Origin of the sequence: Isoptericola luteus, assembly GCF_020297055.1 — a bacterium.
In the GTDB taxonomy this organism is placed as follows: Bacteria; Actinomycetota; Actinomycetes; order Actinomycetales; family Cellulomonadaceae; genus Isoptericola; species Isoptericola luteus.
Genome location: NZ_JAIXCQ010000001.1, coordinates 122,920 through 149,432, shown reverse-complemented (window position 1 = coordinate 149,432; position 26,513 = coordinate 122,920). Strand labels below are relative to the sequence as shown.

Here is a 26,513-nt window from a genome sequence, read left to right as displayed (position 1 = left end):
CATGACAGATCGCCCACGGCGTCGCGACCCGAGGGGACCATGCTCCTCGCCGTCCAGGACACCGGACACCGACCGGTCGCGGCGGCGATCTGCGCGCCCACGCCGGTCGTCCGCGCGAGGCCCGCCGGGGCGACGCCCCCGGTGCACGCACCGGCGGGCGTCGCCCGCGACGGCGCCCTGGCGGGAGGGGCGGCTCAGCGGGTCGCGCCCCCCTCTCCCTGGTCCCCGCGCACCTGGTCGGCGACGTCCCCCGCGGCCTGCTTGCCGTGCTCGGCCACCTCGCGGCCGGCCTCCATGGCGGAGTCGCGCAGCCCTTCCGCCTGCTCCTGCGCGGTGCCGCGCAGCTCCTGCGCCATCTCCCCGCCGGCCTCCTTGACCTCCTCCACCAGGGGTTCGGCGGCGTCCCTGAGCTTCGTCGCGGCCTCCTGCTCCTGCCGCGTGGCGGGGACGAATGCCGCCGCCAGCAGCCCGGCGCCGAAGGCGATCAGCCCGACGGCGACGGGGTTCCCCTGCGCCTGCTCGCGCACGGCGTGGGGCGCCCGCGCGACCGTGTCGCCCACGGAGCCGGCGCTGTCGCGCACGGAGTCCGCGCCGTCGCGCAGGGTGTCGGCGGCCCGGGAGGTCGCCGAGCCGGCCGTACCCATGGCCTGGTCGCGCCACCGCTGGGCCTTGCCCCGCAGCCGCTCGGTCTGCCGGCGGGCCACCGAGGCGGGCCGCACGTGCTCGCCCAGGGTGTCGACGTCGTCGCTCAGCTCCTGGCGCGTGCGCTCGATGTCGGCGCGGATCTGTTCCGGTTCGGTGCTCATCGGTTCTTCTCCTCTTCGCCTTGCAGCGCGTGCGGGATCTTCTTCAGCGAGTCGGTCGTGCCCTCCATGCCCGGTGCCTGGCGGACCTGCGAACGACCGACGAGCGCGAGGACGGCGGCGACGACCGCCCAGAGCACGGCGACGACGAGCGCCGCCCACCCCAGCCCCATGAGGTCGCCGAGCGCCCACCAGAGCGCGATCGACGCGAACAGGACGGCCAGCCCCGCGCCGTAACCGGCGCCCGCGAGCAGTCCCGCGCCCTTGCCCGCCTGCTTGGCGGACTGCTTCGCCTCGGCCTTGGCCAGCTCGATCTCCTGGCGCACCAGGGTGGACAGGTCGCGTGTGACCTCGCCGACGAGGTCGCCGAGGCCACGCTCGGCGGGGTCTGCACCCCCGGCCCGGGGCGTCGCGGACGGGACCGCGCCGGTGCGGGGCACGGACGCAGCCGGGCCCGAGCGGGGCGCGGACGGGTCAGGAACCGTAGCCATGTGCCCCACCACCCGGGTTCGTGGACGGGTTCCCCGGCCGGCCCTGGTCCGGCGGGACGGACGGCCCCGGAGACGGCGGGGTCTGCGGCGACGCGACGCCGGGCGCCGACGCAGGGGGCGACGGCGGCTGTGACGGCGGCGGGGACGACGGCCGCGACGGCGGCAACGACGGCGGCTGCGGCGGCGCACCGGCGGTGGAGTAAGGCGCCGGACGACGCACCCTGCGTCGACGGGCCCACGGAGGGCGTGCTCGGCGACGGCGCCCTGTGCGACGCCGGGCTCTGGGAGCGCGGGGCGTCGTGGGAGTGCTGGGACGAGCCGCCGTCGGCGTCCTTCGCCCCGCGCAGCAGGCGCCCGACGAGGAGTCCGGCACCGGCGGCGATCGCGATGAACGCCCCCGGCCGGCGGCGGGCGAAGTCCTCGACCTCGTGCAGGACGTCACCGGGCTCCCGCTGCTCGAACCACTCGCCCAGCCGGTGCGCGACGTCGGAGCCGCGCTGCGCCAGGTCGGTCGCGTAGCCCGGGTCCTCGCTCGCCCCGCTCATGTCGGACAGCTCCGCACCCAGGTGGTGCAGGCCCGAGGCGAGTCGCTCCTGCTGCGAGCCGGCCTGCGACGACAGCCCCGACCGCACGTCTCCGAGCAGGTCACGAGCCCGCTCGCCCGCCTCGTGCGCGACGTCGCCCGCCCGCTCCTTGGCCTCGTGGGCCAGGTCGCGTCCGGCGTCGGTCGCCTGGGACGCCGTCTGCGAGGCCCGCTCGCGGGCGCCGCCTGAATCGTTCGTCGCACCGGTCCCGGCCCGCTCGCCCGGGCCGGTCGACGCCTCCTGAGCCGACCTTGCCGAGGGCGTGGTGCCGGTCCCCGAGGTGAAGGATGTGTCACTCATGGGTGGTACCTCCGATCCGCGCCCGCCGAGACGGACGGACGGACGGAGCGCGTCGCGGCAAGCCGGTCCACGGGCCTGCGCCGAGCCTGCGCTGCGCTCCCTGGGCGGCCGCTTCATGACCTTCCTCGACGATGACCCCGTCTCCTCCTGCTCACCATCGGAGCGAGCGTCGGTGGCTGGGGCCAGGCTGAGAACCGGCCCACTGTTGACGTCACGAAGGAGACGACCATGTCCGACGAACGCACCGTTCCCCACGGCTCCGACTCACGGGTCGCCGCCCTGGGCGCCGTGGTCTTCGACGCCCCGGACCATCACGCCGCCGCGCGCTTCTGGCGCGAGCTCACCGGTGGCACGGTCGACAGGGCGGCCGACGACTGGGTCTCGGTGGTCACCCCCGACGGGTGGGGCCTCGACTTCCAGCCCGCCCCGGACCTCGTGCCGCCGCAGTGGCCCGGGCAGGACCACCCGCAGCAGCTGCACCTGGACCTGCGGGTGCCCGACGTCGCGGCGGCCACCACCCGCGCCGTCGCCCTGGGCGCCACCGTGCTCCGCGAGAACCCGGGCTGGACCACCCTGGCCGACCCGGCCGGCCACCCGTTCGACCTGTGCCACGCGCCGGACAACGACGGCCTGACCGTCATGGGAGTGACGTTCGACGTCCCGGACGCCTCCGCGGCCGCGGCGTTCTGGTCACGGCTGCTCGGCGAGCCGGTCGTCCACGACTCCGACGGGACGGCGATGCTCGGCGGCCAGAGGGCCCTGCTGTTCCAGCAGGTGGAGGGGTACACCGCGCCCCGGTGGCCGGACCCCGCGTTCCCCCAGCAGGTGCACCTCGACCTCGTGATCGGCGAGGAGGGCCTCGACGTGGCGGAGGCCGCCGCGCTCGACGCCGGGGCGACCCGCCTGCCCGGGAACGAGGACACGTTCCGGGTGTTCGCCGACCCGGCGGGGCACCCGTTCTGCCTCTGCACGTCCTGAGAGCTGCCCACCTCAGCCCGGCAGCACCAGCGCCGGGCGGTCCGGGTGGTCGCACCGGACGACGACGTCGGCCCGTCGATCCGGCCGCACCTCGCGCCGGTAGCGCCCGTACGCGGCGAGCGTCCACGCGTCGTCGAGCGGGGTGCGCCGCGTCTCCGTGGCGGGCTGCAGGGCCAGGTGCACGGTGAGGTCGACGTCGAGCCCCGCCCCCAGGGCGAGCGACCCGTCGACCACGACGACCGTGCCCGGTGCGGCAGCGACATAGCCGGCCCGCGTCGAGCGGCTGGTGTCCGGGTCGCGCAGCGTGGGCAGCCAGCGTCCCCGCCGCACGATGCCCGTGAGCACCTCGCGGTTGAGGCCGCCGACGTCGATCCGTTCCTCCAGCAGCGCGTCCGGGTCCCGGCGTCCACGCTCGAGGCGCAGCGACGCGGGCCGCAGGAAGTCGAGCGTCCGCACGCGGGCCGTGGGCCGGCCCGCCGCGCGCAGCGGCTCGGTCAGCGCGTCCGCGAGCTCCTCCGGCCGCGTCGACGGGTGGCCGTCCACCAGCACGCGCACCGGCCGGGCGCCGTCGTCCGCCGCGCCGAGGGCGAGCACGCGCTCGACGACGTGCGCCACGACGCCGTCGGGGGTCACCGGCTCCACGCGCACGCCGTCATGCTGCCACGACACGCCGCGTCCGGCGGTTCACGTCCCCGCGGGGCGATCAGCGCGGCAGTTCGTGATCAGTACGGCAGTCCGAACTGCCGCACCGATCTCAAAGTGCCGCGTTGATCGGCAGCGACCGCATCGTCAGCGGGCATGCTCGACGCAGCGGGTGGCGGCAGGCCGGGCCTCGAGCCGCGCAGCGGGGATGGGCCGCCCGCACGCCTCGCACACGCCGTAGGTCCCGGCGGCGACGCGGTCCAGCGCGGCCAGGAGCTCACGTCGTTCCGCGTCGGCACCGTCGGCGAGCGCCGCCGCCTGCTGCCGCTCCCAGGCGAGGGTCGCGCCCTCCGGGTCGTGCTCGTCGTCGGCGTTGGAGTCGCGGGCGGCCTCCACGATGCCGTCGACGGTGGACCGCTGGGCCGCGAACCGTGCCTCGACGTCGGCCAGCCGCAACCGCAGCCGCCGCGCGGCGTCGTCGCTGGTGTGGTCCATCGCAGCAGTCTCGCACCGGCACCGGAAGTTCGTCGGCCCGTCATCGGCGCTCCACCCGCTCGCCCGGCGACCGGAAGACCCGCGTCCTAGCGTCGACGGGACCACCCGTCACGCCAGAGAGGAACGTCATGTCCGCACGACGCCGTGCCCTGCTCGCTCCCCCCGGGAGCCGCACGATCTCCCCCGCGCACACCGTCACGATCGCCGCGGCCGTCACCGCCGCAGCACTCGTCGCCACGACGGTCGCCACCCCCTACGCGTCCGCCGACCCGGGCGACGTCGTCTACTCCCAGGACTTCGACGACGTCGCGGACGGCGCGCTGCCCGACGGCTGGACCGCCGTCTCCGGCGACTGGGCCGTGCAGGACGGGCGTCTCGTGGGCGAGCCCGCGTCCATCGGGCGCATCGTCTTCGGCCCGCACCTGGAGAACTACCGCCTCGAGGCGACCGTCCGGTTCGACGCCGTCAACAACTCCACCCGCTGGCTGGCGCCGATCCTCGACATCGACCCCTCCGGCGACGTCCCCTGGTGGCAGGCCGCGATGCGGACGACGTCGACGGCCAGCAACGGCGTCGAGATCGCCGAGCGCACCTCCGCGAACACGTGGAGCGTGCCACACACCGGCGCGGCACCGTCGGACGCCGGCGTCGGGGACGACGTGGCCGTGGCGATCGAGGTGCAGGGCCGCGACGTCACCTGGGTGTACGAGGGCACCGAGGTCCTCGAGGGCCGGATCGGGCGCTCCGACGACGGCGTCCTCGGCTTCTCTGCCGACGGCGCGCGGGTGAGCATCGACGACGTCGTCGTCACCCAGATCGAGCCGAAGCCCGTCGTCAACGCCCCGGGTGACCTGCCCGTGACGGCCGCGCACCGTGGCTACTCGTCCGTCACCCCGGAGAACTCCCTGGCCGCCTACGCGGCAGCGATGAGGACCGGGGCCGAGCTCGTCGAGATCGACGTGCACACCACGGCGGACGGCGTTCCCGTCGTCATGCACGACCAGACGGTGGACCGCACGACGAACGGCACCGGCGACGTCGCGCGGTTGCAGTCGAGCTACTTCACGAGCCTCGAGGCGGGGTCGTTCTTCTCCCCGGCGTTCGCGACGCAGCCCGCGCCGACGTTCGCGCAGATCCTCGACCTCATGGACACCGGCGCCTCCGACCTGCTGCTGGAGATCAAGGGGCCGGAGACCCGGGCCGAGGTGGACCGCGTGATCGACATGATCGCGGAGGCGGGCCTCGAGGACCGCGTCGTCGTGCAGTCGTTCGACGAGAACGTCCTGCGGTACGCGCACGACAGGGCACCGCAGATCCCGCTCGGGCTGCTGCGCGGCACGCTCGACGCCGACCCGGTCGCGACGGCGCGCGCGCTGCACGCCGACTACTACAACCCGTCGGCCGCGGCCCTGCGCACCCGCCCGTCCGTGGTCGAGGACCTCAACGGGGCCGGCATCGGCGTCTTCGTGTGGACCGTCGACTCCCCCGCCGACTGGGCGGAGCTCGCCGACCTCGGCGTCGAGGGCGTCATCACCAACCGTGCCGGGGAGTACGAGGGGTGGAAGGCCGCGCAGGAGCAGGGCACCGAGGAGCCCGCGCCGACGCCGGGAGTGCTCACCGGTCTCGCGGAGCTGGACCTGTCCACCGGTCAGGCCGTGCAGATCTTCGTGGCCCTCAAGCACGAGCGGTGGGACCGGCTCGAGCGGCTGATCGAGCGGCACGTCGACGACGAGGTGCAGCGCGACGCCCTGCTGGCCGAGGTCGCCGAGCTGCGCGGCTGAGCCGGTCGCCGGCCGCTGGGCGCGCCCGCCTACAGGGCGTGGTGGGTCCAGCGGCCGGCGACGAGCGTCCCGGCCACGGGCATCGCCCGCAGGTCGGCCCCGGGAGCCAGCGGGTCGGCGCCGAGGACGGCGAGGTCGGCCGGGGCGCCGGCCCGCAGGGCGAGGGACCTTCCGTCGACGGACGCCTCCAGGGCGGTGCGCGCGTCAATGCGCTGCTCGGGGTGCCAGGGCTCCCGACCGTCGCGCGACCGCGTGACCGCGGACGAGATCGCCACCCACGGGTCCAGCGGCGCGACCGGGGCGTCGGAGCCGAGCGTCAGGCAGACCCCGGCGGCACGGAGCTCCGCCAGCGGGAACGCGCGCTCCGTCCGGCCCGGCCACAGCTCCTCGGCGACGTCGCGGTCGTCCATCGCGTGCTCCGGCTGCACGCTCGCCGTCACGCCCAGCGCCGCGAACCGCGCGACGTCGTCGCGGCGCACCAGCTGCGCGTGCTCCACCGACCCACGCGCCCCGGACGCCTCGAAGGCGTCGAGGGCCAGCGCGTTCGCGCGGTCCCCGATGGCGTGGATCGCACACCGCAGCCCGCCCGCGGCGGCGCGGGCCATGAGCGGCGCCAGATGGTCGGTGGGGCTGTTGAGGATGCCGTGCGCGCCCGGGCCGGCGTGCCCGTGGTACGCGTCGAAGCAGTACGCCGTGAGGGTGTTGAGCGAGCCGTCGCTGATGACCTTGAGCGGCCCCTGGCGCACCAGGTCCGTCCCCGCCACCAGGGGGTCGCCGTCACGCAGGCCCGCGTCGAGCACGGCGTCCAGGTGCTGCTCCCACACCCCGGCCCGCACGCGCAGCCCGTCCCAGCCGCCCGCCACGCGGCGGCGCCACGCGGTGAGGTTGTCCTCGACCTCGAAGTCGACGACGCCGACGACCCCCCGGGCGGCCGCGGCGCGCGCGGCGTCCGCGACCAGCGCGTCGGCCACGCCGTCGTCGAGCGTCACGATGCGCGGGCTCGCGGCCATCCACTCCTCCTCGCGGAGCAGCCCGGTCGGGTGGTCGCCGAGGCCGAGGAACCGCAGCCCCGCGGTCGAGACCCACGCGCTGTGCAGGTCCCCCGACAGCAGGACGACGGGCACGTCCCCCGCGACCACGTCGAGCAGCGCCGCCGTCGGCTCGTCCGGCCAGGTCGCCCACCGGAAGCCGTAGCCGACCAGCGGCTGGCCGCCCGTCGGGGCCGCCGCGCGGTCCAGCCGGTCGCGCACCAGGTCGGCGGCGTGCGCCGCGCTGGTCGCCCACGACACGTCGAGCCGGTGGCGCACCAGCGCCCACTGCGTCAGGTGCGTGTGCGCGTCCCACAGGCCGGGGACCACCGTGCGCCCGCCGAGGTCGACCCGCTCGGCGGCGACGACGGCGGGCCGCCCGCGCGCCCCGGCGGGTGCCACCGCGACGACACGACCGTCGTCGAGCAGCACGTCCACGGGCACGGCAGGGCGCCCGGCCAGGCGGGCGTCGGTCAGGAGCAGGGCGGTCACGCGCTCACGGTAGCGAGCGCGCCGTCACGGTAGCGAGCGCGCCGTCACGGCGCGATCAGGGCCCGGCCGCGCCGTCCGGCGTCGCTCACCGCCCGGCGAACGCGCGCAGCCCCTCGACGACGAGCGCGTGGTCGTCGGCCTGCGGCAGGCCGGACACCGTGACCACGCCGACGATCCCCACGCCGTCGACCCGCACCGGGAACGCGCCGCCGTGCGCGGCGTACTCCTGCAGCGCGAGCTCGTGCTGCTCGTTGAACTCCAGGCCGCGGGCGCGGGACCGCTGCCCCACGAGGAACGACGACGCACCGAACCGCTCCACGACGCGCACCTTGCGAGCGATCCACGAGTCGTTGTCCGCCGTGCTGCCCTCGAGCCCCGCGTGGAACACCTGCTGCGGCCCCTTGCGGACGTCGATCGCCACCGGCAGCGCCCGCTCGGTGGCGAGCTCGACGAGCAGGCAGCCGAGCCGCCACGCGTCGTCGTGAGTGAACCGCGGTAGCACGAGATCGCGCTCCTGCTCCTCGATCTCGGCGACCAGCGACTGCGCGGCGGCCCTGTCCTCGGTGCTCACGTGACTCCTGTGGTTCATGGGGGTCAGCGTCGCACGGTCGTCACTCGCAGCCCACCCCGTCGCCGTCGCGGTCGAGCTTGGTGGAGTAGCCCGGGTCTCCGCGGCGGATCGGTGCCGCGCCGGCGTCACGCACGGCCGTGCAGTTGGCGTAGGAGACGGACGCGTCCTGGGCGCCGGCGGGCTCCGAGGCGGGCGCCGAGGTGGGTGCCGGTTCCGTGGCCGGTTCCTCGGTCGTGGCGGTGTCAGGCAGGAGCGCAGCCGCGGCCACCGTCGCGTCGCCCGTGGGCAGCTTCTCGTCGGGGCACGCGGACAGCACGTCCGCCATCGCGTCGCGCTCCGCCGCGGTGACCCACAGGTCGTAGGAGACCTTCACCGCGACCTGCCGCGCCACGTACGTGCAGCGGAACGCCTTGTTCGGCGGCAACCAGGTCGCGGCGTCGCCGTCACCCTTGCTCATGTTGAGCGGTCCGTCGGACGCGAGCAGGTTCAGCGGGTCGTTGGCGAGCAGCCTGCGCTCGCCCGCGGAGAGCTGCTGCGCGCCCTTCTGCCACGCGTCCGAGAGCGCCACCAGGTGGTCGATCTGCACCGCCGACGACGTGGTGTTGCCGCGCCGGAAGTCGACGCTCTCGCCCGAGTACGGCTCGTCGAACGTGCCGGTGAGCACGATGCACCCGTGCGTCCCGGCGCGGGTGGTGATGTCGTCGAGGTCACGGCGCAGGACGTCGTTGCGGGTGTCGCACCCGTTGTGGTCGACGTCGGCCCAGGCCGGGCCGAACTCGTCGCGGTCGTAGCCCGTCTTCGGAGCGCGGCCCTTGACGTCGAGGAGCGCGACCGCCGCGAGCGCCGTACCGGGCTCCGCCTCGGGGGTCCCGTCGGCGGGGTCGTCGTCGGCCTCGTCGACCTCGGGTTCCTCGGCGGGCTCGCGGGACGGCGACGGCTCGGCCTGCTCGATGTCCGTCGAAGCGCTGCCCGTCACCTCGGAGGACACCTGGCCGCGCTCTGGGGCGACGGCGCCGGAATCGTCGTCCGACGACGTCGCTCCGCCCGCGACGGCCACGACCAGCACCACGGCGAGCGCGCCGCTGCCAAGAGCAGCGGCACGCCCGCGCGGCATTCGTCCCCACCACGTGCGCGCCGTGACGATTCCCCAGCCGGCACTGAGCGCCACGTAGAGCAGCGCCAGCATCAGCGAGGCCCTCCAGCCTCCGGACGCTCCGAGCAGCATCACCAGTCCCAGTCCGGTGAGGCCGACCCAGAAAGCGCGACGGCGTGCGGGGGGCCCTGCGGTCATCGTTCCTCCGTGCCTGTGGGGGGTGCGCGCCCACTCTGCCGGAAGCGCGCTGCACAGGGACCATTCTCACCGGGTGAACCGCCCTCGCGGACCGGGTGAACCTGCTGGTCAGTCGGCATGACGGACGTCGTCGCCCGGGGGATGACATCGGTAGCCTGGGGCGCGTGACCCGCCTCGTGCTGCTCCACGGACGCGACCTCGACGGCGTCGACCCCCGGCGCGAGGAGGCGCGATGGCTCGGCGCGCTGAACAGCGCCCTCGCGGGGGCCGGTTCGTCCCGGCGGCTGGCCGACGACGACGCGTCGTTCGTGTTCTACGGGGACACCCTGGCGCACCTCACCGGCCGCCTCCCGGGGCCGCCGCCGCCGGTCGTCGTGGAGGCGGGGCGGCCCCGGGTCGACGCCCTCGCCCTCGAGCCCGTGCCCGACGACGAGCTGCGGTTCGTGCTCGCCGTCGTCCGTGAGCTGCTCGACGGTGCAGGGCTCGGGAGCGAACGCGCAGGGCTCGGAGAGGGTGGCGCGGCGGCGCGCGTGGCGGCCGAGGGGCTCGGCTCGACCCTGGCCGAGGCGGTGGCCCGCGCCCTGGCCCTGCTCGACCGGTACGTGCCCGGGCTGAGCGCGGCCGTCGTCCTGCTCGTGGTGCGGGACCTGTACGCCTACCTGCACGACGATGCCGTGCGGGACGCCGTCGACGCCCAGGTGATCGCCGCCGTGCCCGCGGACGAGCCCACCGTCGTCGTCGGGCACTCGCTCGGTTCGGTGGTGGCGTGCTCCGCGCTGGCCGGCCGTGCGGCCGAGGAGTCGGCGGGCGACCGGGACGTCGCCCTGCTGCTGACGCTCGGGTCGCCGCTCGGGATCCGCGCCGTGCGCGACGCGCTGCGGGACGGTGGCCGGCTCACGTTCCCCCGGGGAGTGCGCCGGTGGGTCAACGCGCGCGACCCGCGCGACCTGCTGGCCCTGCACGACCTGACCCCCGACCTCTTTCCGGTGCCCGCCGGTTCTCCCGGGATCGAGGCGCTGCGCGTCGACAACCGGGCGCCGGGCCACCATGCGGCCGCCGTGCGCCTGGCCGACGGCACGTGGGCGGGGTACCTCGCGGACCGGGGCGTGGGGAGCCTGCTCGGCGGGTGACGTAGCGGACTCTTCGCTTCCCGGGCCGAGAAGCGAAGAGTCCGCTACGTCACGCCCCGCGCCAGCCCGGGAGCAGCCGGTCGAGCGCCGCGGCCAGCTCGATCGAGCTGCCGTCCTTGCCGCCCGCACCGAGGATCATGGGCGGACGCCGAGGCTCCGGGCGCACGCCGCGCAGCCGGTCGAGGGATGACAGCGGCGCCGTGAGCACGTAGAACGTGCCGTCGGTGGTGATGCCGGCGGTGCGGTCCTGGCGCAGGTACCAGCCTCGCAGCGACGTGCGGGCCGTGCCCCGGCCGCCGTAGCCCTTGACCTGCAGCGGTCCGGGCTCGAGGCCGGCGTCCCGCGCGGCGGCGGCGAACTCGCGCAGCAGCGCCTCCGCCCGGGCGTGCTCGGCGTCCTGGCGCGCCGCCAGCAGCTCCGCCTGCACCCGCGCTGCCTCCGTGCGCTGTGCCGCCCAGTCGTCCGCGTGGTCCACGCGGGCATCCTCGCACGGCCGCCCCGCCCGCCCCGCCGCAGTTGTCAGGGCCACGTGCACGTTCCCGTGCACGTGGCCCTGACAACGTGTCGGGCGCACGAGTTGTCAGGACCAGGTGAACGTCGACGCGCACGTGCGCCTGACAACTCGGCCGGCTCGTCAGAGCGCGCGCTCCGCGTAGGCGACGAGGGCGTCCCGCACGAACGTCGCGCCGTCGGTGCCGCCGTAGTTGGCGGCGAACCTGTCGTCCGCCACGTACATCTCGGCCAGACCGACGACGTACTCCTTCGCCGGGCGGCCCTGCTCCGACCCGGGCGTGCCGGGCACGGCGCCCAGCCACTCGACGTGGCGCGCGGCGAGCGCCTGCCCCTCGTCGGACGTCGGGTCGACGCCGCGACGTGCGGCCCCGATCCAGGCATCGTTGAGCTCCTGCAGCCGCGCCTGCCAGGCCTTGCGGCCGTCCTCGCCGAGGCCGCGCCACCAGGCATCGCCCGTCGCGTACGCGTCGGCGCCCCAGCGCTGGGTCACCTCGTCCTTGTGCTGCGTGTGGTCGAAGCCGTCCAGCATCTGCTCGGCCATGATCCTTCCTCCCTGTTCGACGGCGGTCAGCGTCCGTTCCACCGACGCGATCTGTCGCGCCAGCCGGTCCCGCTCGGCGCGCAGCTGGTCGAGGTGGCCACGCAGGGCGCGCGCCTCGTCCGTCTGCTCGTCGAGCACCGTGCCGATGTCGGTCAACGGCATCCCCAGGTCGCGCAGCAGCAGGATGCGCTGCAGACGCCGGACGGCGCCGTCGTCGTAGTGGCGCAGCCCGCCGTTCCCGGTGCGCGACGGCGGCAGCAGGCCGATCTGGTCGTAGTGACGCAGGGTGCGGCTGCTGACGCCCGCGAGCCGGGCGACGTCCTGGATGGAACGGGTCATGTCGTCGACGGTAGAGGTTGACGTCGCGTCAAGCGCAAGAGGACTGTCGCATCACCGTGCGGGCCGGCTCAGCCCGCCAGCACCTCCCGCAGCCGCGCGGCGAACGCGGCCGGGTCGTTGTCGGGGGACCACTCGTTGGCCACGAAGCCGCCGTGGTCGCCGGGGAACACCACGGGCTCGACACCGAGCGCGGCGGCCAGCGCCTCGCCGCCGCGACGCGCCATCGTGCCCTCCCCGGCCGCGCCGTGCGCCGGGAGCAGGCGGACCGTGGTGGCCCGCAGCGCGTCCAGGTCCGGGTCGAACGCGGGCATCGTGGCCATGTTCCAGCGGAGCAGCAGGTCGTCGCGCGACCCGTCGTCCTCCGTCGGCAGGCCGAACATGGCCGGGTCCGGGGCGGGCCGCGCCAGGTACTCGTCGGTGACCAGCCCCGGGTAGCTGACGAGCTGGATGAACTTGGCCATGGCCGGCCCGAAGCCGTCGCGCTGGTACGTCTCGGCGATGTCCGCGGCGGCCTTGCGCTGCCCGGCGCTGTCCTCCACGAGCCCCCACAGCGGCGGCTCGTGCGCCACGACGGTGCCCAGCTCGGCGGGGTGGTCGACGATCCACGAGAGCACGTTGACCGCGCCGCCGCTGGAGGCGAAGACGTCCACGGGCCCGTCGCCGACGACAGCACGAGCGGCCTGCGCGACACGGTGGAAGTCGTCCGCGTGGATCGGCACGGAGACCTCGCCGTCGGGGGCGAGAATGCTGCGCTCCATGCCGCGCGGGTCGTAGGTGATCACGAAGCGGTCGTCCAGGTGCTCCACGAGCTGCCCGAAGTCCTTCGCCGCCATCGGCGAGGCCAGCACGAACAGCGGCGGGGCGTCGCCCGGCGTGGCCGGGGTGTGCACGTCGTAGGTGAGGACGGCGCCCGGCACGTCCAGGGTGTACGTCTTGCGCTCGCTCATGTCGGTCGGCCTCCGTCGGCAGTCGTCAGGCATCTTCAAGCATCGTCAGGCGTCCTCAAGCACGGTCAGCACCGTCGTGCGGCCCATCCTGGCTACACCCTCTGACGGTGCGATGCCGCCGAAATCATCGGGTCGCGTCGAGGACTGGCCCACCGCGGACCTCGTCCACAGGGCGCGGTCGTCCACAGGTTCGCCCCCCGGGGTTCCGGCACGAGGTCCGTCCCACGACCGTGGAGCCATGCCCACGACGAACCCCCCGCCCGACGACGCCGACCTTTCCCCCGACGACTCCGTCCGGCCCGTCTCCGGGGCGATCACCCACGACCTCCCGCCGCGCGAGCGGTTCGCCCCGCCCGACCTCGTCGACCTGCGCACCGCGTGGGCGCGCGAGCGCGACCTCGCCACCGCCCCGGGCTACCGGCACGACCGCTGCGACGACCAGCACGGCTGGCTGCTCGACGGCGGCTACGACGCGGTGCTCGAGCCCGTGCTCGGCTCCAACCGGATGACCGGGCTCGGCTACTACCCGCTCGTCGCCGTCGACGCCACGGTGGCGGCGGCGCTGCTCGAACGCCTGGACGAGCACCACCTCGCGACCGAGCGGCAGAACGCGGGCCCGACGCTCGGCACGGTGCTGCGTGCCGTCGTGCGACACCCGGACCGGGTCCTCGCCTACGGGTACGTCATCGGGCCCTCCCGCTGCGACGAGCGGATCACCGTGACGACGGTGCTGCTGCGCGCGGAGCGCGAGCTGTGGTTGGAACGGGACCACGGCGCGGCGTGCGAGTGCGAGGAGCTGCTCGACCTCGCGCACGAGCTGGGTGTCGACGACATGCAGGGCCCGCCCGAGGAGATCACCTCGTGGTGGGGCGGCCGGATCGTCCGGGACCTCGCCGATCGCGGGCCCGACCACCAGCCCGGCGACCGGGACGACGTCCGTGAGCACTGGTACCGGCTCTGGTGGGACTGAGGCCTGTGGACAACCTTCGGGCCCGCCGGTCCGCCCTGGCTACGGTCGTGCAGGTGCTGCGGCACCGACGATGACAACCAGGACGACGACCAGCGGGACGGGACCGGATGGCCTACCTCGACATCGACACGACAACGCTCCTGACCGCGAGCTCGCGCGCCCGCGGCGCAGGTTCCGCGCTGGCGGCAGCGGACACCTTCGGGACCGGTGGACGGTCGGTCGCGGCGGCCGTCACCGGCGACCCGACGCTCGCCGCGGCCCTGGAGGACCTGACCTCGGCCTGGGCGGCCACGCGCACCTCGCTCGCCTCGGAGCTCGACGCGCTGGCGGGCGGGCTCGCGCACGCCGGCGAGCTGTTCTCCGGTGCGGAGACGCTCACGGCGGCGCGGTTCGCGGAGCTGCTCGGCGACGGCCCCTCGTGATGCTCGACGCCGAGCTCGTCCCGCTCAGCGGGGACCCGGTCGCGCTGGCCGATCGAGCCCGTGACGCCGCCCGGTCGACGGCGGCCCTCGACGACGCGCACGACGTCCTGCGCCGGGTCGCGACGGCGCTCGAGGGGCAGGCGGGCGAGGCGGTCCGCGCCGCGCGGCACCGGCTGACGTCCGCGGCCGAGCGGCTGGCCACGTGCGCCGGGGTGCTGGGCGCCACGTCGTCGGCGCTGCGGCACCACGCCGACGCGCTCGCGGACGCGCAGCAGGAGGCGGCGCGGGCGCTCGCCGAACGATCGGCCGCCGTCGTGCGCGAGCACCGCTGGCAGGCGGAGCTGGACGAGGCCCGGTGTTCCACGTGGAACACCGGGGGCCTCGCGACCTCGCCGGCGCTCGGTGGCGCGATCACCGATTCGGCCGTGCACCTGCGCGCGCTGGCGGCCGAGCGGGGGCTCGCCACGGCGCGTGCCGACATCGCCGCCGCCGAGGGCCGGTGGCGCAGGGCGCGGGACACGAAGACCGACGCGTCGCGCCGGACGGCGGCCGTGCTGGTGTCGTTGGGAGACGTCAGGGCCCTGCGGGCGGCGCGCGACCTCGGCCTGTCCGTGCCCGGGTACCAGGCGTCCGCGGCCCAGGCCCGTCAGGCTCACACGGTGCTGGTGGCCGCGGCCACCGGTACCGGGGCCGCGCGGGCGGCTCGACGGGAGCAGCTCGTCGCGCTCCTGCGGTCGCACCGCGACGACCCCGCGTTCTGGGCGGTGTTCTGGGACGCGGCGACACCGCGCCAGCTCTTTCTCGCGCTCGGCACCGCTGGCTCCCCGTTCCCGGCGCCGGCCTCGTCGCTCGCCACGACCCTGCGCAGCGGCGTCGAGCAGTGGGCCGGCACGGCGTCCGTCCAGGAGCTCACCACGTTCGGCCGCGAGGTGATCGAGGGGATCGGCGAGCAGCCGCTCGGGCTGACGGAGCGGTCCGAGGTCGCCGCCGGGCTGCTCTCCCCCGCCCTGCCCACGGCCGTGTTCGCCGGGGCCGGCGACGCCCTCGACGCGTACCGGGACCGCCTCGGGCCGGCCACCGGTCGAGGGTCGCTCGACGATGCCCGGATCGCAGCGATCGCCCCCGCGGCGATCGCCGTCCTGGCGGGATACGCACGGCATCCCCGCCTCGCCCTCGACCGCCTGGCTCCCGCCGGCGCCGGGCAGGCCGAGCGCGCCGCCCGGCGGTGGCTCGGCACACCGGTGCGCGGCGGCTGGCCCGACGGCGGCACGGCCGTGACCGGGGCGTTCGCCGCGGCCGTCCGCGAGGGCACGACGTCACCGGGCCTGGGCGACCAGCGCCGGGCCGCGTCGCTCGTCTCCCACGCGACCACGCAGATGCCCTCCGGGCTGCTCGCCGGCACAGCACTGAGCGACCAGGCCTCCGCCCAGGTCGCCATGGCCTACCTGCCCTACCTGCCGAGCATGGGCGACGCCGCCGAGGCACAATCCCTGAACCGGACCTGCTTCGAGCCGGCGCCCGCGCCCCCGCCCGCACCGGGCGTCGACGACGACCTCAGCCTGGCACCCGGCACCGGCCTGACGGCCCCCACCGTCCAGCCGACGCTCGACGCGTTCGCCCTGCGTGAGGTCATCACGGCCTCCTCACGCACGCCTCGGTCCGCCGACGTCTGGCTCGGCGCGACAGACCTCTACGTGGACCAGATGATCGACCTCGCGACGTCGGGCGACCACGACGTCGACACGGGCCCGCGCACGTCGCTGGTCCGGGAGACCCTGAGCGACGTCGGCGCGGTCACCGGCGCCATGCAGTCCGAGACGATCTCCACCGCACGCCACAGGGTGGAGCTGCGCGAGAACCTCGTCACGCTCGCCGGGACCGGGCTGGGCATGGCCACGGTCGCCCGCGGCACGGTCGAGTCCGCCCTCGCGACCGCCGGGAGCGCCGGTCTGTCGGCCCTGGAGACCGACGCACCGCTGCACGAGGCGTACGCCCGGGTGGCCAACCAGAAGGAGGAGCTCCTCGGGCAGTACGCGCCCCGGCTGCACGACGCCGTCGTGGAGCACGACCTCGACCTGGGGTTCACGCCGGACGAGGCCGCACGACGCGCGGAGTCCATCGACCCCGCCCCGCGGCACGGACAGTTCCGCCGGGACTTCGACGCGACGTTCGACGACCTGTCCCAGGCTCCCGGCGCACAGGAGTGCGGATGACCCGCACGCGCGACAGGGCCTCGCGGCCTCAGGCGGAGTCGCGCACCACCAGCGGCGTGGGCAGGATGATCGCGGCGGGCTCCTGACCGTCGACGACCTCGAGCAGCAGGCGCACCATCTCGGCGCTGATCCGCTCGTACGGCTGATGCATCGTGGTCAACGGCGGGTGGAGCTGGGCGGCGACGCCGGAGTCGTCGAACCCGCCCACGGCGACGTCGTCCGGCACCCGCCGGCCGGCGGTCTGCAACGTCACCAGCGCACCCGCTGCCATGAGGTCGGAGTGCACGAACACGGCGTCCAGGTCGGGGCGCCGCTCCAGGAGCTCGGCCATCGCCAGCCGGCCGCTCTCTCGCGAGTAGTCGCCGTGCGCCACGAGCTCCGGGTCGTAGGCGTCGCCGAGGGCCTCGCGGTAGCCCTCGAGCCGCAGCACACCACCGGGCGTGTCCATCGGCCCGGTGATGGTCGCGACGCGACGACGCCCCGTGTCCAGCAGGTGCTGTGTCATGGTCCGCCCGCCGGAGCGGTCGTCCGCGGAGACGTAGCCGACCTTGCCCTCGTACCCCAGCGGGACGCCGCAGGCCACGGTGGGGATGTCGTGGCGCAGCAGCTCGCCCATCATCGGGTTGCCGCGGTGCGAGCTGATCAGGAGGACGCCGTCCACGTGCCCGGCCTCGAGGTACTGCGCGACGCTGCGGCGTTCCTCGGCGGTGCCCGCCACGAGCAGCACCATCGGCATCTGCCGCTGCGACGCGGCGTGGGTGGCCCCACGCAGCAGCAGCGAGAACGTCGGGTCCTCGAACAGCAGGTGCTGCGGCTCCGTGAGCAGGAACGCGACCGAGTTCGACCGTCCCGTCACGAGCGAGCGGGCGTGCGGGTTCGCCCGGTACCCGGTGGTGCGGATCGCCTCCTCCACCGCGGTCCGCGCGTCGGGGGACACCCAGTGCCCGCCGTTGATCACGCGCGAGACCGTGCCCCGGGACACGCCCGCCACCGCGGCCACGTCACGGATCGTCGGCCGCCGCACCCGCCCGTCCTCGCTCTCCACGCCGGTGAGTGTATTGACCCGGGGCGGTCGGGCGGCGGTCACGACTTCACCGCGCCGGCCGCCAGGTCCACCCGCCAGAACCGCTGCAGCGTCAGGAACAGTGCGACGAGCGGGATGATCGACAGCAGCGCGCCCGTGATGACGAGCGTGTACAGCGCCGGCTGGGACGCCCCCTGGTTGAGCAGGCCGGACAGGCCCACCGTGATGGGGAACAGCCGGTCGTCGCCCAGCATGATGTACGGCAGCATGAAGTTGTTCCAGATGGCGACGAACTGGAACAGGAACACCGTCACCAGGCCGGGCACCATCATGGGTACCGCCACCTGGAAGAACGTGCGCGACTCCCCCGCGCCGTCGGTGCGGGCCGCCTCGACGATCTCGTCCGGCACCGACGCCCCCGCGTAGATGCGGGCGAGGTAGATGCCGTACGGGCTGACGATGCTGGGCAGCAGCACCGACCAGTACGTGTTGGTGAGCTCCAGCTCGGCGAGCAGCAGGTACTGCGGGATCGCGAGCACGATCGCAGGGACGAGGACCCCGGCCAGCAGCAGGTTGAACACCGTGTTCTTGCCGGCGAACGTGTACTTGGCCAGGCCGTAGCCGGCCATCGCGGAGACGAGCGTGGACAGCAGCGCACCGACCCCGGCGTAGAGCGCGGTGTTCGCCATCCACCGCCAGAACAGTCCGTCGCGGTAGGCGTCGAGGTCCGCGACGTTGTCGAGCAGGTGCGTGGACGGCGCGAACGTGAATGTCGAGAACAGCTCCGAGCCGGACTTGGTCGACGCGACGACGACCCAGACCACGGGCAGCAGGCAGTACAGGGCCCCGAGCAGCAGGATCCCGGTGGCGACGGCCGACGGCCGCTCACCCGCGCTGCGGCGCCCGGACCGGCCGCGCGACACAGAGCCCTCGCCGTCGGGCACGGCGGCCGACCCCCCGGGGACGGGGCCCGCGGAGGGGCTGGACAGCATCGTCATCGTCACTTCTCCTGACCGAACGCGCGGGACTGGACCAGCCGCAGGAACCCGAAGGACAGCACGAAGGTCGCCACCGCGATGATCACCGAGGTCGCCGCGGCCGAGTACAGGTCGCCGCGCGTGAACGCGTCGCGGTACACCTTCATCAGCGGCGTCCACGTGGTGGAGATCGCGTTGCTCAGCGGACGCAGCGTCGTGGGCTCCGCGAACACCTGCAGCGTCGCGATCATCGAGAAGACGGACGTCATGATGATCGACGGCAGCACGATGGGAACCTTGATCCGCGTCGCCACGGCGACCTGCGAGGCGCCGTCGAGCTCGGCGGCCTCGTAGAGCTCGGACGGGATCGCCTTGAGCGCCGTGTAGATGACGATCATGTTGAACCCGGTGCCACCCCAGACGGCGATGTTCGCGACGGCGAACATCACGAGATCGCCCTCGAAGAGCGAGGGCACGTCCCAGCCGAGCGCGTCGAACACGTCGTAGAACGGGCTGACGCCCGGCAGGTAGAGGAAGCCCCACAGCAGCGAGGAGATCACCGCGGGCACCGCGTACGGCAGGAAGATCGCCGTCCGCGAGAACGTCGTCGCGCGCGAGCGCCTCGCGTCGAGCAGCAGGGCGAACACCAGCGCGAGGCCGAGCATCGTCGGAACCACGATGAGGCCGTACAGCGCGACCCGGCCCACGGACGCGAGGAACTCGGGGTCGCCCAGCGCCGAGGCGTAGTTCGACAGGCCCGCCCAGACCTCCGTGCGCGCCCCCGCGCCGAGGCCCAGGCCGCTGACCTTCTCCGTGCGGAACGACAGGTAGACGGCGTAGGCGATGGGCAGGGCGAGGAACAGGACGAACAGGACGATCGCGGGGGCGAGGAAGCCCCAGGGCGCGAGGCGCCGGCGTCCGGACGTGCTCGGACCCGTGGTCCGGGTCGCCGTGGCGACGGCGGGGCGGCCGGCGCGGGCCGGCGCTGTGGTGGTCGGCGAGGTCATCGCAGCCTTCCCCTCGTTGGTGCAGGACGGCGGACCGCCCGGGCGCGGGCCCGGGCGGTCCGTGGCGTCACTCGCTGACGTTGAAGCCCGAGCTCTTCAGGTCGTCGAGCGTGATCCGCTGCATGGCCTCGACGGCGTCGACGAATGCCGTGGCCTTCTTCGCCTTCGTGGCCTTGGCGAACTCGTCGTTGTAGGCGGAGAACGCCACGTTGATGTTCGGGCCGTAGGTGAACGGCTGCACCGTGCCGGCGGTCTGTGCGGCGACCTCGTAGAAGTCCGGCTGGTTCGAGAAGAACTCCGGCGGGTCGGAGAGCGCCTCCGTGCTCGCGGGCACGTCCGCCGGGTAGATGCCCGACTCGTCGACGAGCGCCTGCACGGCGGCCGGGTCGGTGTTGAGCCACGTGATGAACTCGGCAGCCTGCTCCGGGTGCTCCGACTGCGAGGTCACGCCGGTCGCGGAGCCGCCCCACGTGCCGGTGGCGGGGGCGTTCGCGTCCCACTGCGGCATGGGAGCCATCTCCCACGAGCCGGCCGTGTCGGCCGCGTTGCCGGCCAGCACGCCGGGCGCCCAGATGGCCGAGAGCCAGCCGACCTGAGTGCCGTCGTTGAGCGCGGCGTTCCACTCCGGGGTGTACATCGGCTTGTTGTCGATGACGCCGTCCTCGACGAGGCCGCCCCAGTACTCGGCGACCTTGCGGGTGGCGTCGGAGTCGACGTCCACGACCCACGCGTCGCCGTCGATCCCGTACCAGGAGGCGCCCGCCTGCTGCGTGAGGCCGGTGAACCAGCCTGCGTCGTTGGCGGAGAAGGTCCCGAGGTACATCTCGGGGTCCTTCTCGTGGATGGTGGCGGCCGCTGCGGCGTACTCGTCCCACGTGGTCGGCACGTCGATCCCGAGGTCGGCGAAGACGTCCGCGCGGTAGTAGAACTGCATCGGGCCGGAGTCCTGCGGGACGGCGTACACGGCGTCGGACCCGAGCGTGACGGCGTTCCAGACGCCGTCGGCGAAGTGGCCGGCGACGTCGTCGCCCAGGGTGCCGGAGATGTCGGCGAGCGCGTCCGCGGACACGAGCTGCGGGATCTTCTGGTACTCGGCCTGCATGATGTCGGGCGCGCCCGAGCCGGCCTTGATCGCCGTGAGGAGCTTGGTGACGGCAGGGTCGCCGCCGTCCTGCTTGTTCACCGTGACCTGGACGTCGGGGTGGTCGGCGTTCCAGAGGTCGACGACCTTCTCCATGTTCGGCGCCCACGTCCAGAACGTGAGCTCGACCGGGCCGGCGGCCTCGGCGCCGTCGCCCGTGTCGCCGTCACCGCCGCCGGAACAGGCGGACGCGACCAGCGCGGTAGCGGCAGCGAGGGCCGCGATCCGGGTGCCTGTGGACAGGCGCATGACTCCTCCTCGTCAAGGACCATCGCACGCTGCCCGTGGGGATCACGGGCGGCGGCTCACGACGGTGTGGGCTGTGCACGGTCACAGTAGTTGCGAATGCCGGGGGATTGTCAACTGGCTCGTTCATCGTGTTACCTAGTCGTTGCACCCTCACCGTGACTGTGATCGTGCACAGCCGCGGCACTGCCTCGACGCCAGTGCACAGCACCGACGCAAGGAGCACGCCATGCCCGACGCCACGAGCGCCCGGCCCACCACGCCGTCCCACCCTGTGGGCCACGTCCCGCCGGGGCCGGTCCAGCCGGGGCCGGACTTCGACGGCTGGCTGCCCGGCGTCGAGCAGGTCTGCTACGGCGGTGACTACAACCCGGAGCAGTGGCCCGAGGAGGTCTGGGAGCAGGACGTCGCCCTCATGCGCGCCGCGGGCGTCAACCTGGTGAGCGTCGGCATCTTCAGCTGGGCGCTGCTGGAGCCCCGCGAGGGCGAGCACGACCTCGGGTGGCTGGACCGCCTGCTCGACCTGCTGCACGCCAACGGCATCCGCGTCTCGCTCGGCACGCCGACGGCGTCCCCGCCCGCGTGGTTCTTCCGCACCTACCCGGACTCGCGCGTCGTGACCCGCGACGGCACGGTGCTCGACTTCGGGTCCCGGGGCATGGCCGCCCCGTCGTCGCCCGCGTACCGGCGCGCGGCCACCCGGATCGCGGGCGTGCTCGCCGAGCGGTACGGCACGCACCCCGCGCTCGCCCTGTGGCACGTGCACAACGAGTACGGCGCACCCGTCTCGGACGACTACTCGGAGCACGCGCAGCGCGCCTGGCGCCGGTGGCTCCACGCCCGGTACGGCACGCTGGACGCGCTGAACGCCGCGTGGGGCACCCGGTTCTGGGGCCAGGTGTACGGCGAGTGGGACCACGTGGGCGTCCCCGCGGTCTCGCCGTCGGTGACCAACCCGGCGATGCGGCTCGACTTCGCCCGGTTCACCGACGCCATGCTGCGCGAGTGCTTCGTCGCCGAGCGCGACGCCATCCGGGCACACTCCACCGTGCCGGTCACGACGAACTTCATGGCGGCCGCCTGCCCGTCCACCGACCTGTGGGCCTGGGGGCGTGAGGTCGACGTCGTCTCGAACGACCACTATCTGACGGCCGCCGACCCGCGCGGCCACGTGGGCCTCGCCATGGCCGCCGACCTGACCCGCTCGGTCGCGGGCGGCAAGCCGTGGATCCTGCTCGAGCACTCGTCGTCGGCGGTGAACTGGCAGCCGCGCAACGTGGCCAAGAGGCCCGGCGAGGAGCGGCGCAACGCCCTGTCCCACCTGGGCCGGGGCGCCGACGGCATCATGTTCTTCCAGTGGCGGGCCTCCCGGTCGGGGGCCGAGAAGTTCCACTCGGCGATGCTCCCGCACGCCGGGGCGGACAGCCGGGTGTTCCGCGAGGTGTGCGAGCTCGGCGCCGAGCTGGGGCGCCTGGCCGAGGTGCGCGGGGCGCGGGTGCGGGCCGACGTCGCGCTGCTGTGGGACTACGAGTCGCACTGGGCGCAGGACCTCGAGTGGCACCCGAGCGTCGACGCCTCGCACCGTGAGCGCACCGAGGCGTTCTACGACCGGCTGTGGCGCGACGGCCTCACCGTCGACATGGCGCACCCCGCCCAGGACCTGTCGGGCTACCGGCTCGTGGTCGCGCCCGCGTCGTACCTGCTCACGACCGTGGCGGCGGACAACCTCACGCGGTACGTCGAGGGTGGCGGCACGCTGCTCGTGAGCTACTTCGGCGCCGTCGTCGACGAGCACGACGCCGTGCACGACGGCGGGTTCGGTGCCCCGCTGCGCCACGCGCTGGGGCTCACGGTCGAGGAGTTCCTCCCGCTGCGCGAGGGCGAGTCGCTGGGCGTCGTCGGCCTCGGGGACGACGTCGTGCCGGGCACGGTGTGGGCGGACGACGTCGCCCTCGAGGGCGCCGACGTCGTCGCCACCTACGACGGCGGGCCGAAGCCCGGCGGCGTGGCGGTGACGCGCCACCGCCTCGGCGCGGGCACCGGCTGGTACGTCTCGACACGGCTCGACGTCGACGCGCTCGCCGCACTGATGGCGCCCGTCTACGCCGACGCCGGCCTGGCGTCGTCGGGCCTGCCCGCAGAGCTCGAGGTGGTGCGCAGGACGGGCGCGGGCGAGGACGGCGCAGCCGTGGTGTACACGGTGGCGATCAACCACGCGGGCGACGACGCGAAGCTGCCCGACGTCGCGCCCGGCACCACCGACCTGCTCACCGGGGACGCCGTCTCCGGTGCCGTGGTGATCCCGGCGGGCGGGGCGCGCGTGCTGCGCACCGCCGGGTGACCACCCCAGGAGCTGTCGGGCCCGCGCGCAGGACGACGTGGCCGCCGGCCTGACAGCTCGAGACCCGAACGGAAGGACGACGATGTCTGGACCCGCAGGGCGGGCCGCGCTGGCCCTCGTCGCCGCGGGAGCACTCGCGGCGACCTCCGTCCCGACGGCGCCCGGGGCCGAGGCCCACCGGCGCCCCCCGGTGACGCTGACCAACGCCGGTTTCACGGACGGCCTCCGTGGCTGGGAGGTGACCGGGGACCGCGCCGCGGCAAAGGTCGAGGCCGACGGCCGCACGGAACCCGGACGCCTCACCCACTGGGCGGCCGACCCGTACGACGTCACCACCTCGCAGCGGGTGACCGGCCTGCGCACCGGGTGGTGGACCGCGAGCGCCTGGGTGAAGTCCGGCGGGCTGGGGGCGACGATGCTGGCGCTGGAGTGCGCGGGCGAGCGGCACCCCCGAGGCCACGGGCACCAGGGCCGGCACACCCAGCCCCGCAGGCCCGGCGAGACCGGCCGGACGGCGGCGTCGCACGGGTCGGTCACCCTGCCGCAGACGCTGCAGGACGACGCGTGGGTGCGGGTGACGGCGTCGGCGTACTCCACCGGGGGTGCGTGCGCCGTCCGGGTCACGACGTCCGACCCGGACGGCGGGGCGTGGGCGAGCGTGGACGACGTCGCGGTCGAGCGAGGCCGCGTGACGCGCGACGTCCGCGGCGGCGACCTGTCGGGGCTGGCGAAGAACGAGGACCACGGCGCCACGTACGCCGACGTCGACGGCTCGCCGGGCGACGCGGTCGAGATCCTCGCGGACCACGGCATGAACCTGGGCCGCCTCAAGGTCTGGGTGGACCCGGCCGACGGGTACAACGAGGTGACGCACGTCGTCGCCGCGGCGCGGCGCATCCAGGCCGCGGGCATGGACGTCATGGTCGACTTCCACTACTCCGACCGCTGGACCGACCCGGGCGCGCAGGGGGTGCCGGCCGCGTGGGCGGCGTCGAGCGTCGAGGGGATGACGGCACAGCTCGCCGACCACACCCGCGAGGTGATGAGCGCCCTCGTCGATGCCGGCGTCGACGTCGCGTACGCGCAGGTGGGCAACGAGATCAACCCGGGCATGCTGTGGCCGTACGGCCAGACGTGGGACGTCGCGGCGGGCGACGGCGTCGACGGGGCGCAGTGGGACACCCTCGCCGGGTTCCTCACGGCGGGCCACGACGCGGTGAAGGAGATCTCCCCGGGCACGGAGACGATCCTGCACCTGACGAACATCAACAACGGGATCGGGTCGCTGACCTGGTGGTTCGACGAGGTGACGGCTCGCGGGGTCCCGTTCGACGTCGTGGGGCTGAGCTACTACGGCTACTGGCACGGCTCGCTGGCCGACCTGCAGACCGCGGTGAGCACCCTGTCCGCGCGGTACGACCGTGACGTGCTCGTGGTCGAGACGGCGTACCCGTTCACGCTGGCGGACGACGAGCCCGCCTGGGAGAACGTCATCGACCTCGAGTCCGAGCTCGTGGCCGGATACCCCGCGACGCCCGAGGGTCAGGCGGCCGCGTTCCGGGCGGTGCAGGACGTCGTGGCCGCGGCTCCCGGCAAGCGCGGGCGGGGCGCCGTCTACTGGGAGCCGGCCTGGACGGCCGTGGAGGGCAACGGCTGGGACCCCGAGGACCCGACGTCCGGCAACGCGTGGGAGAACCAGGCCGTGTTCGACCATGACGGCCGGCTGCTCGGGCCCGTCGCTGCCGCTCTGGCCCCGTGACCCGCCGAGCCGTCAGGTCCACGTTCACGGAGACGTGCACGTGGACCTGACGGCTCGCGTCCGTGCGCGCCGCCGGCTCTGTCAGGGCTCTGTCAGGGCTCTGTCAGGGCTCCGTCAGGGCTCCGTCAGCACGTGGCGAGCAGCGCCGGCACCAGAGCCGTCATGAGGTCCGACGGGAGGGTCGTGTAGTCCCGGCCCGTGAGCGCCACGGTCACCTGACGCTCGGCGTCCGGGGAGGTCAGGGTGATGCTGAACGTCCCGTACGACGCGCCGTCGTGCCCGTACAGCCACGCACCCTCCTGGCACGGGTCGGGCAGGCGGTAGACGCCGAGGCCGTAGTCGGGCAGGACGTCGCTGCCGACGGTGCGCGGCGTGAGCATGTCCGTGACGGTCTCCGGCTCCACCAGGTCACCCGTGACGAGCGCCTCGGTGAAGCGCCCCAGGTCCGCCGTGGTGCTCGTGACGGCGCCGGCGGCGCCGAACCCGGTCGGGTCGAAGTGCTTCAGCGAGTACCAGCCCGCGCCGTCGTCGCCGGTGAACGCGGACTCCTGCAGGAACGGTCCGCGCAGGCCCGGCGCGTCCGGGTAGTCGGAGCGCCACATCCGCGCGGGCCGGAAGATCCGCTTCTCGAGGAGCCGCTCCACGCTCGAGCCCGTGGCCTCCTCCAGCGCCAGGCCGAGCAGCACGTAGCCGGCGTTGGAGTAGGTGACGTCGCTGCCCGGCTCGAACAGCCACGGCTGGTCGTCCATCGCGGCGAGGTGGTCGGCCACCGGGTACTCCTCGCCGAGCACCGCGAAGAACTCGTCGATGTCCGCCGGGTCGGTCATCCGGGCCGCGACCAACGGTCCCAGGTGGTCGGGCAGCCCGGAGCGGTGCGTCAGCAGCGCCTCGAGGGTGACCTGGTCCTCGTACTCGTCGGGGATCACGGCGGCCGCCTGCGGCACGGCGTCCGTCACGGGGGTGTCAAGGGCCCACGTGCCCTTCTCGACCTCCTGCATCACGAGCGTCGAGATCATCATCTTGGTGTTGCTGGCCACGCGGAACCCGTCGTGCGGCCGGGCGGGCGCACGCCTGCCCCGCTCGCGCTTCCCGTCCGCCCCGCGCCAGTGCAGGCCGGGTGCGTCGACGCGGGCGACGACGCCGACGGGGACGCCGGCGACCGTGTCCTCGAGCGCCTGGTCCAGCGCCCTGCGGACCTCGCGGGTGTCGCCCGCGTGTACCTCGCCCGGGGCGCTGGACGTCCTGGCGCTCGCCTGCTGCCGGGCCTCCTCGACGGCGGCCTCGACCGCCCGGGACAGGGCCTGCGAGTCCTCGTCCAGCGCCGGCAGCCCGGCACCGACGGCGGGCGCGGGGCCCGCCTCCGCTCCCGCCGGGGCGGCCCCGAGGGTCAGCGGGAGCGCGAGGGCTGCTGCGGTCGTGACGGTCAGGGTCGTGCGCATGCGGCGTCGCATGGGTTCTCCTTGCTGTCGGCAACGATCGGCCGCACC

25 protein-coding genes are annotated in these 26,513 nt (G+C 74.5%); 10 read left to right on the top strand and 15 right to left on the bottom strand.

Annotation, left to right across the window (positions count from 1 at the left end; translation table 11 throughout):
- Positions 1 to 194: 194 nt before the first annotated feature.
- Positions 195 to 806, bottom strand: coding sequence for a DUF3618 domain-containing protein (locus LEP48_RS00710; protein WP_225563596.1), 612 nt, complete (start codon positions 804 to 806; stop codon positions 195 to 197).
- Positions 803 to 1,294, bottom strand: coding sequence for a phage holin family protein (locus LEP48_RS00705; protein WP_225563595.1), 492 nt, complete (start codon positions 1,292 to 1,294; stop codon positions 803 to 805). Before LEP48_RS00705 ends, LEP48_RS00710 begins: the two co-directional genes overlap by 4 nt.
- 20 nt (positions 1,295 to 1,314) lie before the next feature.
- Between LEP48_RS00705 and LEP48_RS00700 the strand changes: the two genes are divergently transcribed.
- The 3 genes from LEP48_RS00700 to LEP48_RS00690 all read left to right on the top strand — a co-directional run bounded on the left by LEP48_RS00700 (position 1,315) and on the right by LEP48_RS00690 (position 3,156).
- Positions 1,315 to 1,497, top strand: coding sequence for a hypothetical protein (locus tag LEP48_RS00700; protein ID WP_225563594.1), 183 nt, complete (start codon positions 1,315 to 1,317; stop codon positions 1,495 to 1,497).
- Between the two features lie 96 nt (positions 1,498 to 1,593).
- Complete coding sequence (locus LEP48_RS00695) at positions 1,594 to 2,067, top strand: hypothetical protein (protein WP_225563593.1); 474 nt, start codon at positions 1,594 to 1,596, stop codon at positions 2,065 to 2,067.
- 339 nt (positions 2,068 to 2,406) lie between these two features.
- Positions 2,407 to 3,156 (top strand): VOC family protein, encoded by a 750-nt coding sequence (locus tag LEP48_RS00690; RefSeq protein WP_225563592.1) that lies wholly within the window; start codon positions 2,407 to 2,409, stop codon positions 3,154 to 3,156.
- Positions 3,157 to 3,168: 12 nt separating this feature from the next.
- Here the strand turns inward: LEP48_RS00690 and LEP48_RS00685 are convergent, their stop codons facing one another.
- Entirely contained in the window at positions 3,169 to 3,825 is a 657-nt protein-coding gene (locus LEP48_RS00685) for a nucleoside/nucleotide kinase family protein (protein ID WP_225563591.1), read from the bottom strand.
- Between the two features lie 120 nt (positions 3,826 to 3,945).
- On the bottom strand, positions 3,946 to 4,293 hold the full coding sequence (locus LEP48_RS00680; protein WP_225563590.1) for a TraR/DksA family transcriptional regulator: 348 nt from the start codon (positions 4,291 to 4,293) through the stop codon (positions 3,946 to 3,948).
- Positions 4,294 to 4,421: 128 nt separating this feature from the next.
- Here LEP48_RS00680 and LEP48_RS00675 point away from each other — a divergent pair, with 128 nt between their 5' ends.
- Entirely contained in the window at positions 4,422 to 6,074 is a 1,653-nt protein-coding gene (locus LEP48_RS00675; RefSeq protein ID WP_225563589.1) for a glycerophosphodiester phosphodiesterase, read from the top strand.
- Positions 6,075 to 6,103: 29 nt separating this feature from the next.
- Here the strand turns inward: LEP48_RS00675 and LEP48_RS00670 are convergent, their stop codons facing one another.
- The 3 genes from LEP48_RS00670 to LEP48_RS00660 all read right to left on the bottom strand — a co-directional run bounded on the left by LEP48_RS00670 (position 6,104) and on the right by LEP48_RS00660 (position 9,456).
- On the bottom strand, positions 6,104 to 7,594 hold the full coding sequence (locus LEP48_RS00670) for an amidohydrolase (protein WP_225563588.1): 1,491 nt from the start codon (positions 7,592 to 7,594) through the stop codon (positions 6,104 to 6,106).
- An 85-nt stretch (positions 7,595 to 7,679) separates the two neighbouring features.
- Entirely contained in the window at positions 7,680 to 8,183 is a 504-nt protein-coding gene (locus LEP48_RS00665) for a heme-degrading domain-containing protein (protein WP_225563587.1), read from the bottom strand.
- Between the two features lie 22 nt (positions 8,184 to 8,205).
- Positions 8,206 to 9,456 carry a GmrSD restriction endonuclease domain-containing protein gene (locus tag LEP48_RS00660; RefSeq protein WP_225563586.1) on the bottom strand — a complete coding sequence of 417 codons (1,251 nt, stop codon included), beginning with the start codon at positions 9,454 to 9,456 and terminating at the stop codon, positions 8,206 to 8,208.
- Between the two features lie 164 nt (positions 9,457 to 9,620).
- Here LEP48_RS00660 and LEP48_RS00655 point away from each other — a divergent pair, with 164 nt between their 5' ends.
- Entirely contained in the window at positions 9,621 to 10,586 is a 966-nt protein-coding gene (locus LEP48_RS00655; RefSeq protein ID WP_225563585.1) for a hypothetical protein, read from the top strand.
- A gap of 49 nt (positions 10,587 to 10,635) precedes the next feature.
- On the opposite strand, the gene LEP48_RS00650 is transcribed toward LEP48_RS00655, so the two are convergent.
- The 3 genes from LEP48_RS00650 to LEP48_RS00640 all read right to left on the bottom strand — a co-directional run bounded on the left by LEP48_RS00650 (position 10,636) and on the right by LEP48_RS00640 (position 12,926).
- Positions 10,636 to 11,061, bottom strand: coding sequence for a hypothetical protein (locus LEP48_RS00650; RefSeq protein WP_225563584.1), 426 nt, complete (start codon positions 11,059 to 11,061; stop codon positions 10,636 to 10,638).
- Positions 11,062 to 11,220: 159 nt separating this feature from the next.
- Positions 11,221 to 11,979, bottom strand: coding sequence for a MerR family transcriptional regulator (locus LEP48_RS00645; RefSeq protein WP_225563583.1), 759 nt, complete (start codon positions 11,977 to 11,979; stop codon positions 11,221 to 11,223).
- 68 nt (positions 11,980 to 12,047) lie between these two features.
- Positions 12,048 to 12,926 carry an alpha/beta fold hydrolase gene (locus LEP48_RS00640; RefSeq protein ID WP_225563582.1) on the bottom strand — a complete coding sequence of 293 codons (879 nt, stop codon included), beginning with the start codon at positions 12,924 to 12,926 and terminating at the stop codon, positions 12,048 to 12,050.
- Positions 12,927 to 13,164: 238 nt separating this feature from the next.
- Here LEP48_RS00640 and LEP48_RS00635 point away from each other — a divergent pair, with 238 nt between their 5' ends.
- From LEP48_RS00635 to LEP48_RS00625, 3 genes are all read left to right on the top strand, one after another.
- Positions 13,165 to 13,896, top strand: coding sequence for a hypothetical protein (locus LEP48_RS00635; protein ID WP_225563581.1), 732 nt, complete (start codon positions 13,165 to 13,167; stop codon positions 13,894 to 13,896).
- 107 nt (positions 13,897 to 14,003) lie between these two features.
- Positions 14,004 to 14,318, top strand: coding sequence for a hypothetical protein (locus LEP48_RS00630; RefSeq protein WP_225563580.1), 315 nt, complete (start codon positions 14,004 to 14,006; stop codon positions 14,316 to 14,318).
- Positions 14,315 to 16,531 carry a hypothetical protein gene (locus tag LEP48_RS00625; RefSeq protein WP_225563579.1) on the top strand — a complete coding sequence of 739 codons (2,217 nt, stop codon included), beginning with the start codon at positions 14,315 to 14,317 and terminating at the stop codon, positions 16,529 to 16,531. The genes LEP48_RS00630 and LEP48_RS00625 overlap by 4 nt, the downstream gene beginning before the upstream one ends.
- A 28-nt stretch (positions 16,532 to 16,559) precedes the next feature.
- Here LEP48_RS00625 and LEP48_RS00620 read toward each other — a convergent pair whose 3' ends face one another.
- The 4 genes from LEP48_RS00620 to LEP48_RS00605 form a co-directional block, all read right to left on the bottom strand.
- On the bottom strand, positions 16,560 to 17,576 hold the full coding sequence (locus tag LEP48_RS00620) for a LacI family DNA-binding transcriptional regulator (protein WP_225563578.1): 1,017 nt from the start codon (positions 17,574 to 17,576) through the stop codon (positions 16,560 to 16,562).
- 38 nt (positions 17,577 to 17,614) lie between these two features.
- Positions 17,615 to 18,553, bottom strand: coding sequence for a carbohydrate ABC transporter permease (locus LEP48_RS00615; RefSeq protein WP_225563577.1), 939 nt, complete (start codon positions 18,551 to 18,553; stop codon positions 17,615 to 17,617).
- 2 nt (positions 18,554 to 18,555) lie between these two features.
- Positions 18,556 to 19,539 carry a carbohydrate ABC transporter permease gene (locus LEP48_RS00610; protein WP_225563576.1) on the bottom strand — a complete coding sequence of 328 codons (984 nt, stop codon included), beginning with the start codon at positions 19,537 to 19,539 and terminating at the stop codon, positions 18,556 to 18,558.
- Between the two features lie 67 nt (positions 19,540 to 19,606).
- Entirely contained in the window at positions 19,607 to 20,929 is a 1,323-nt protein-coding gene (locus LEP48_RS00605) for an ABC transporter substrate-binding protein (protein WP_225563575.1), read from the bottom strand.
- A 226-nt stretch (positions 20,930 to 21,155) separates the two neighbouring features.
- On the opposite strand from LEP48_RS00605, the gene LEP48_RS00600 reads away from it, so the two are divergent.
- Both LEP48_RS00600 and LEP48_RS00595 read left to right on the top strand, forming a co-directional pair.
- Positions 21,156 to 23,267, top strand: coding sequence for a beta-galactosidase (locus LEP48_RS00600; protein WP_225563574.1), 2,112 nt, complete (start codon positions 21,156 to 21,158; stop codon positions 23,265 to 23,267).
- 82 nt (positions 23,268 to 23,349) lie between these two features.
- Positions 23,350 to 25,026, top strand: coding sequence for a glycoside hydrolase family 53 protein (locus tag LEP48_RS00595; RefSeq protein WP_225563573.1), 1,677 nt, complete (start codon positions 23,350 to 23,352; stop codon positions 25,024 to 25,026).
- Positions 25,027 to 25,151: 125 nt separating this feature from the next.
- On the opposite strand, the gene LEP48_RS00590 is transcribed toward LEP48_RS00595, so the two are convergent.
- On the bottom strand, positions 25,152 to 26,477 hold the full coding sequence (locus LEP48_RS00590; RefSeq protein WP_225563572.1) for a serine hydrolase domain-containing protein: 1,326 nt from the start codon (positions 26,475 to 26,477) through the stop codon (positions 25,152 to 25,154).
- Between the last annotated feature and the right edge of the window lie 36 nt (positions 26,478 to 26,513).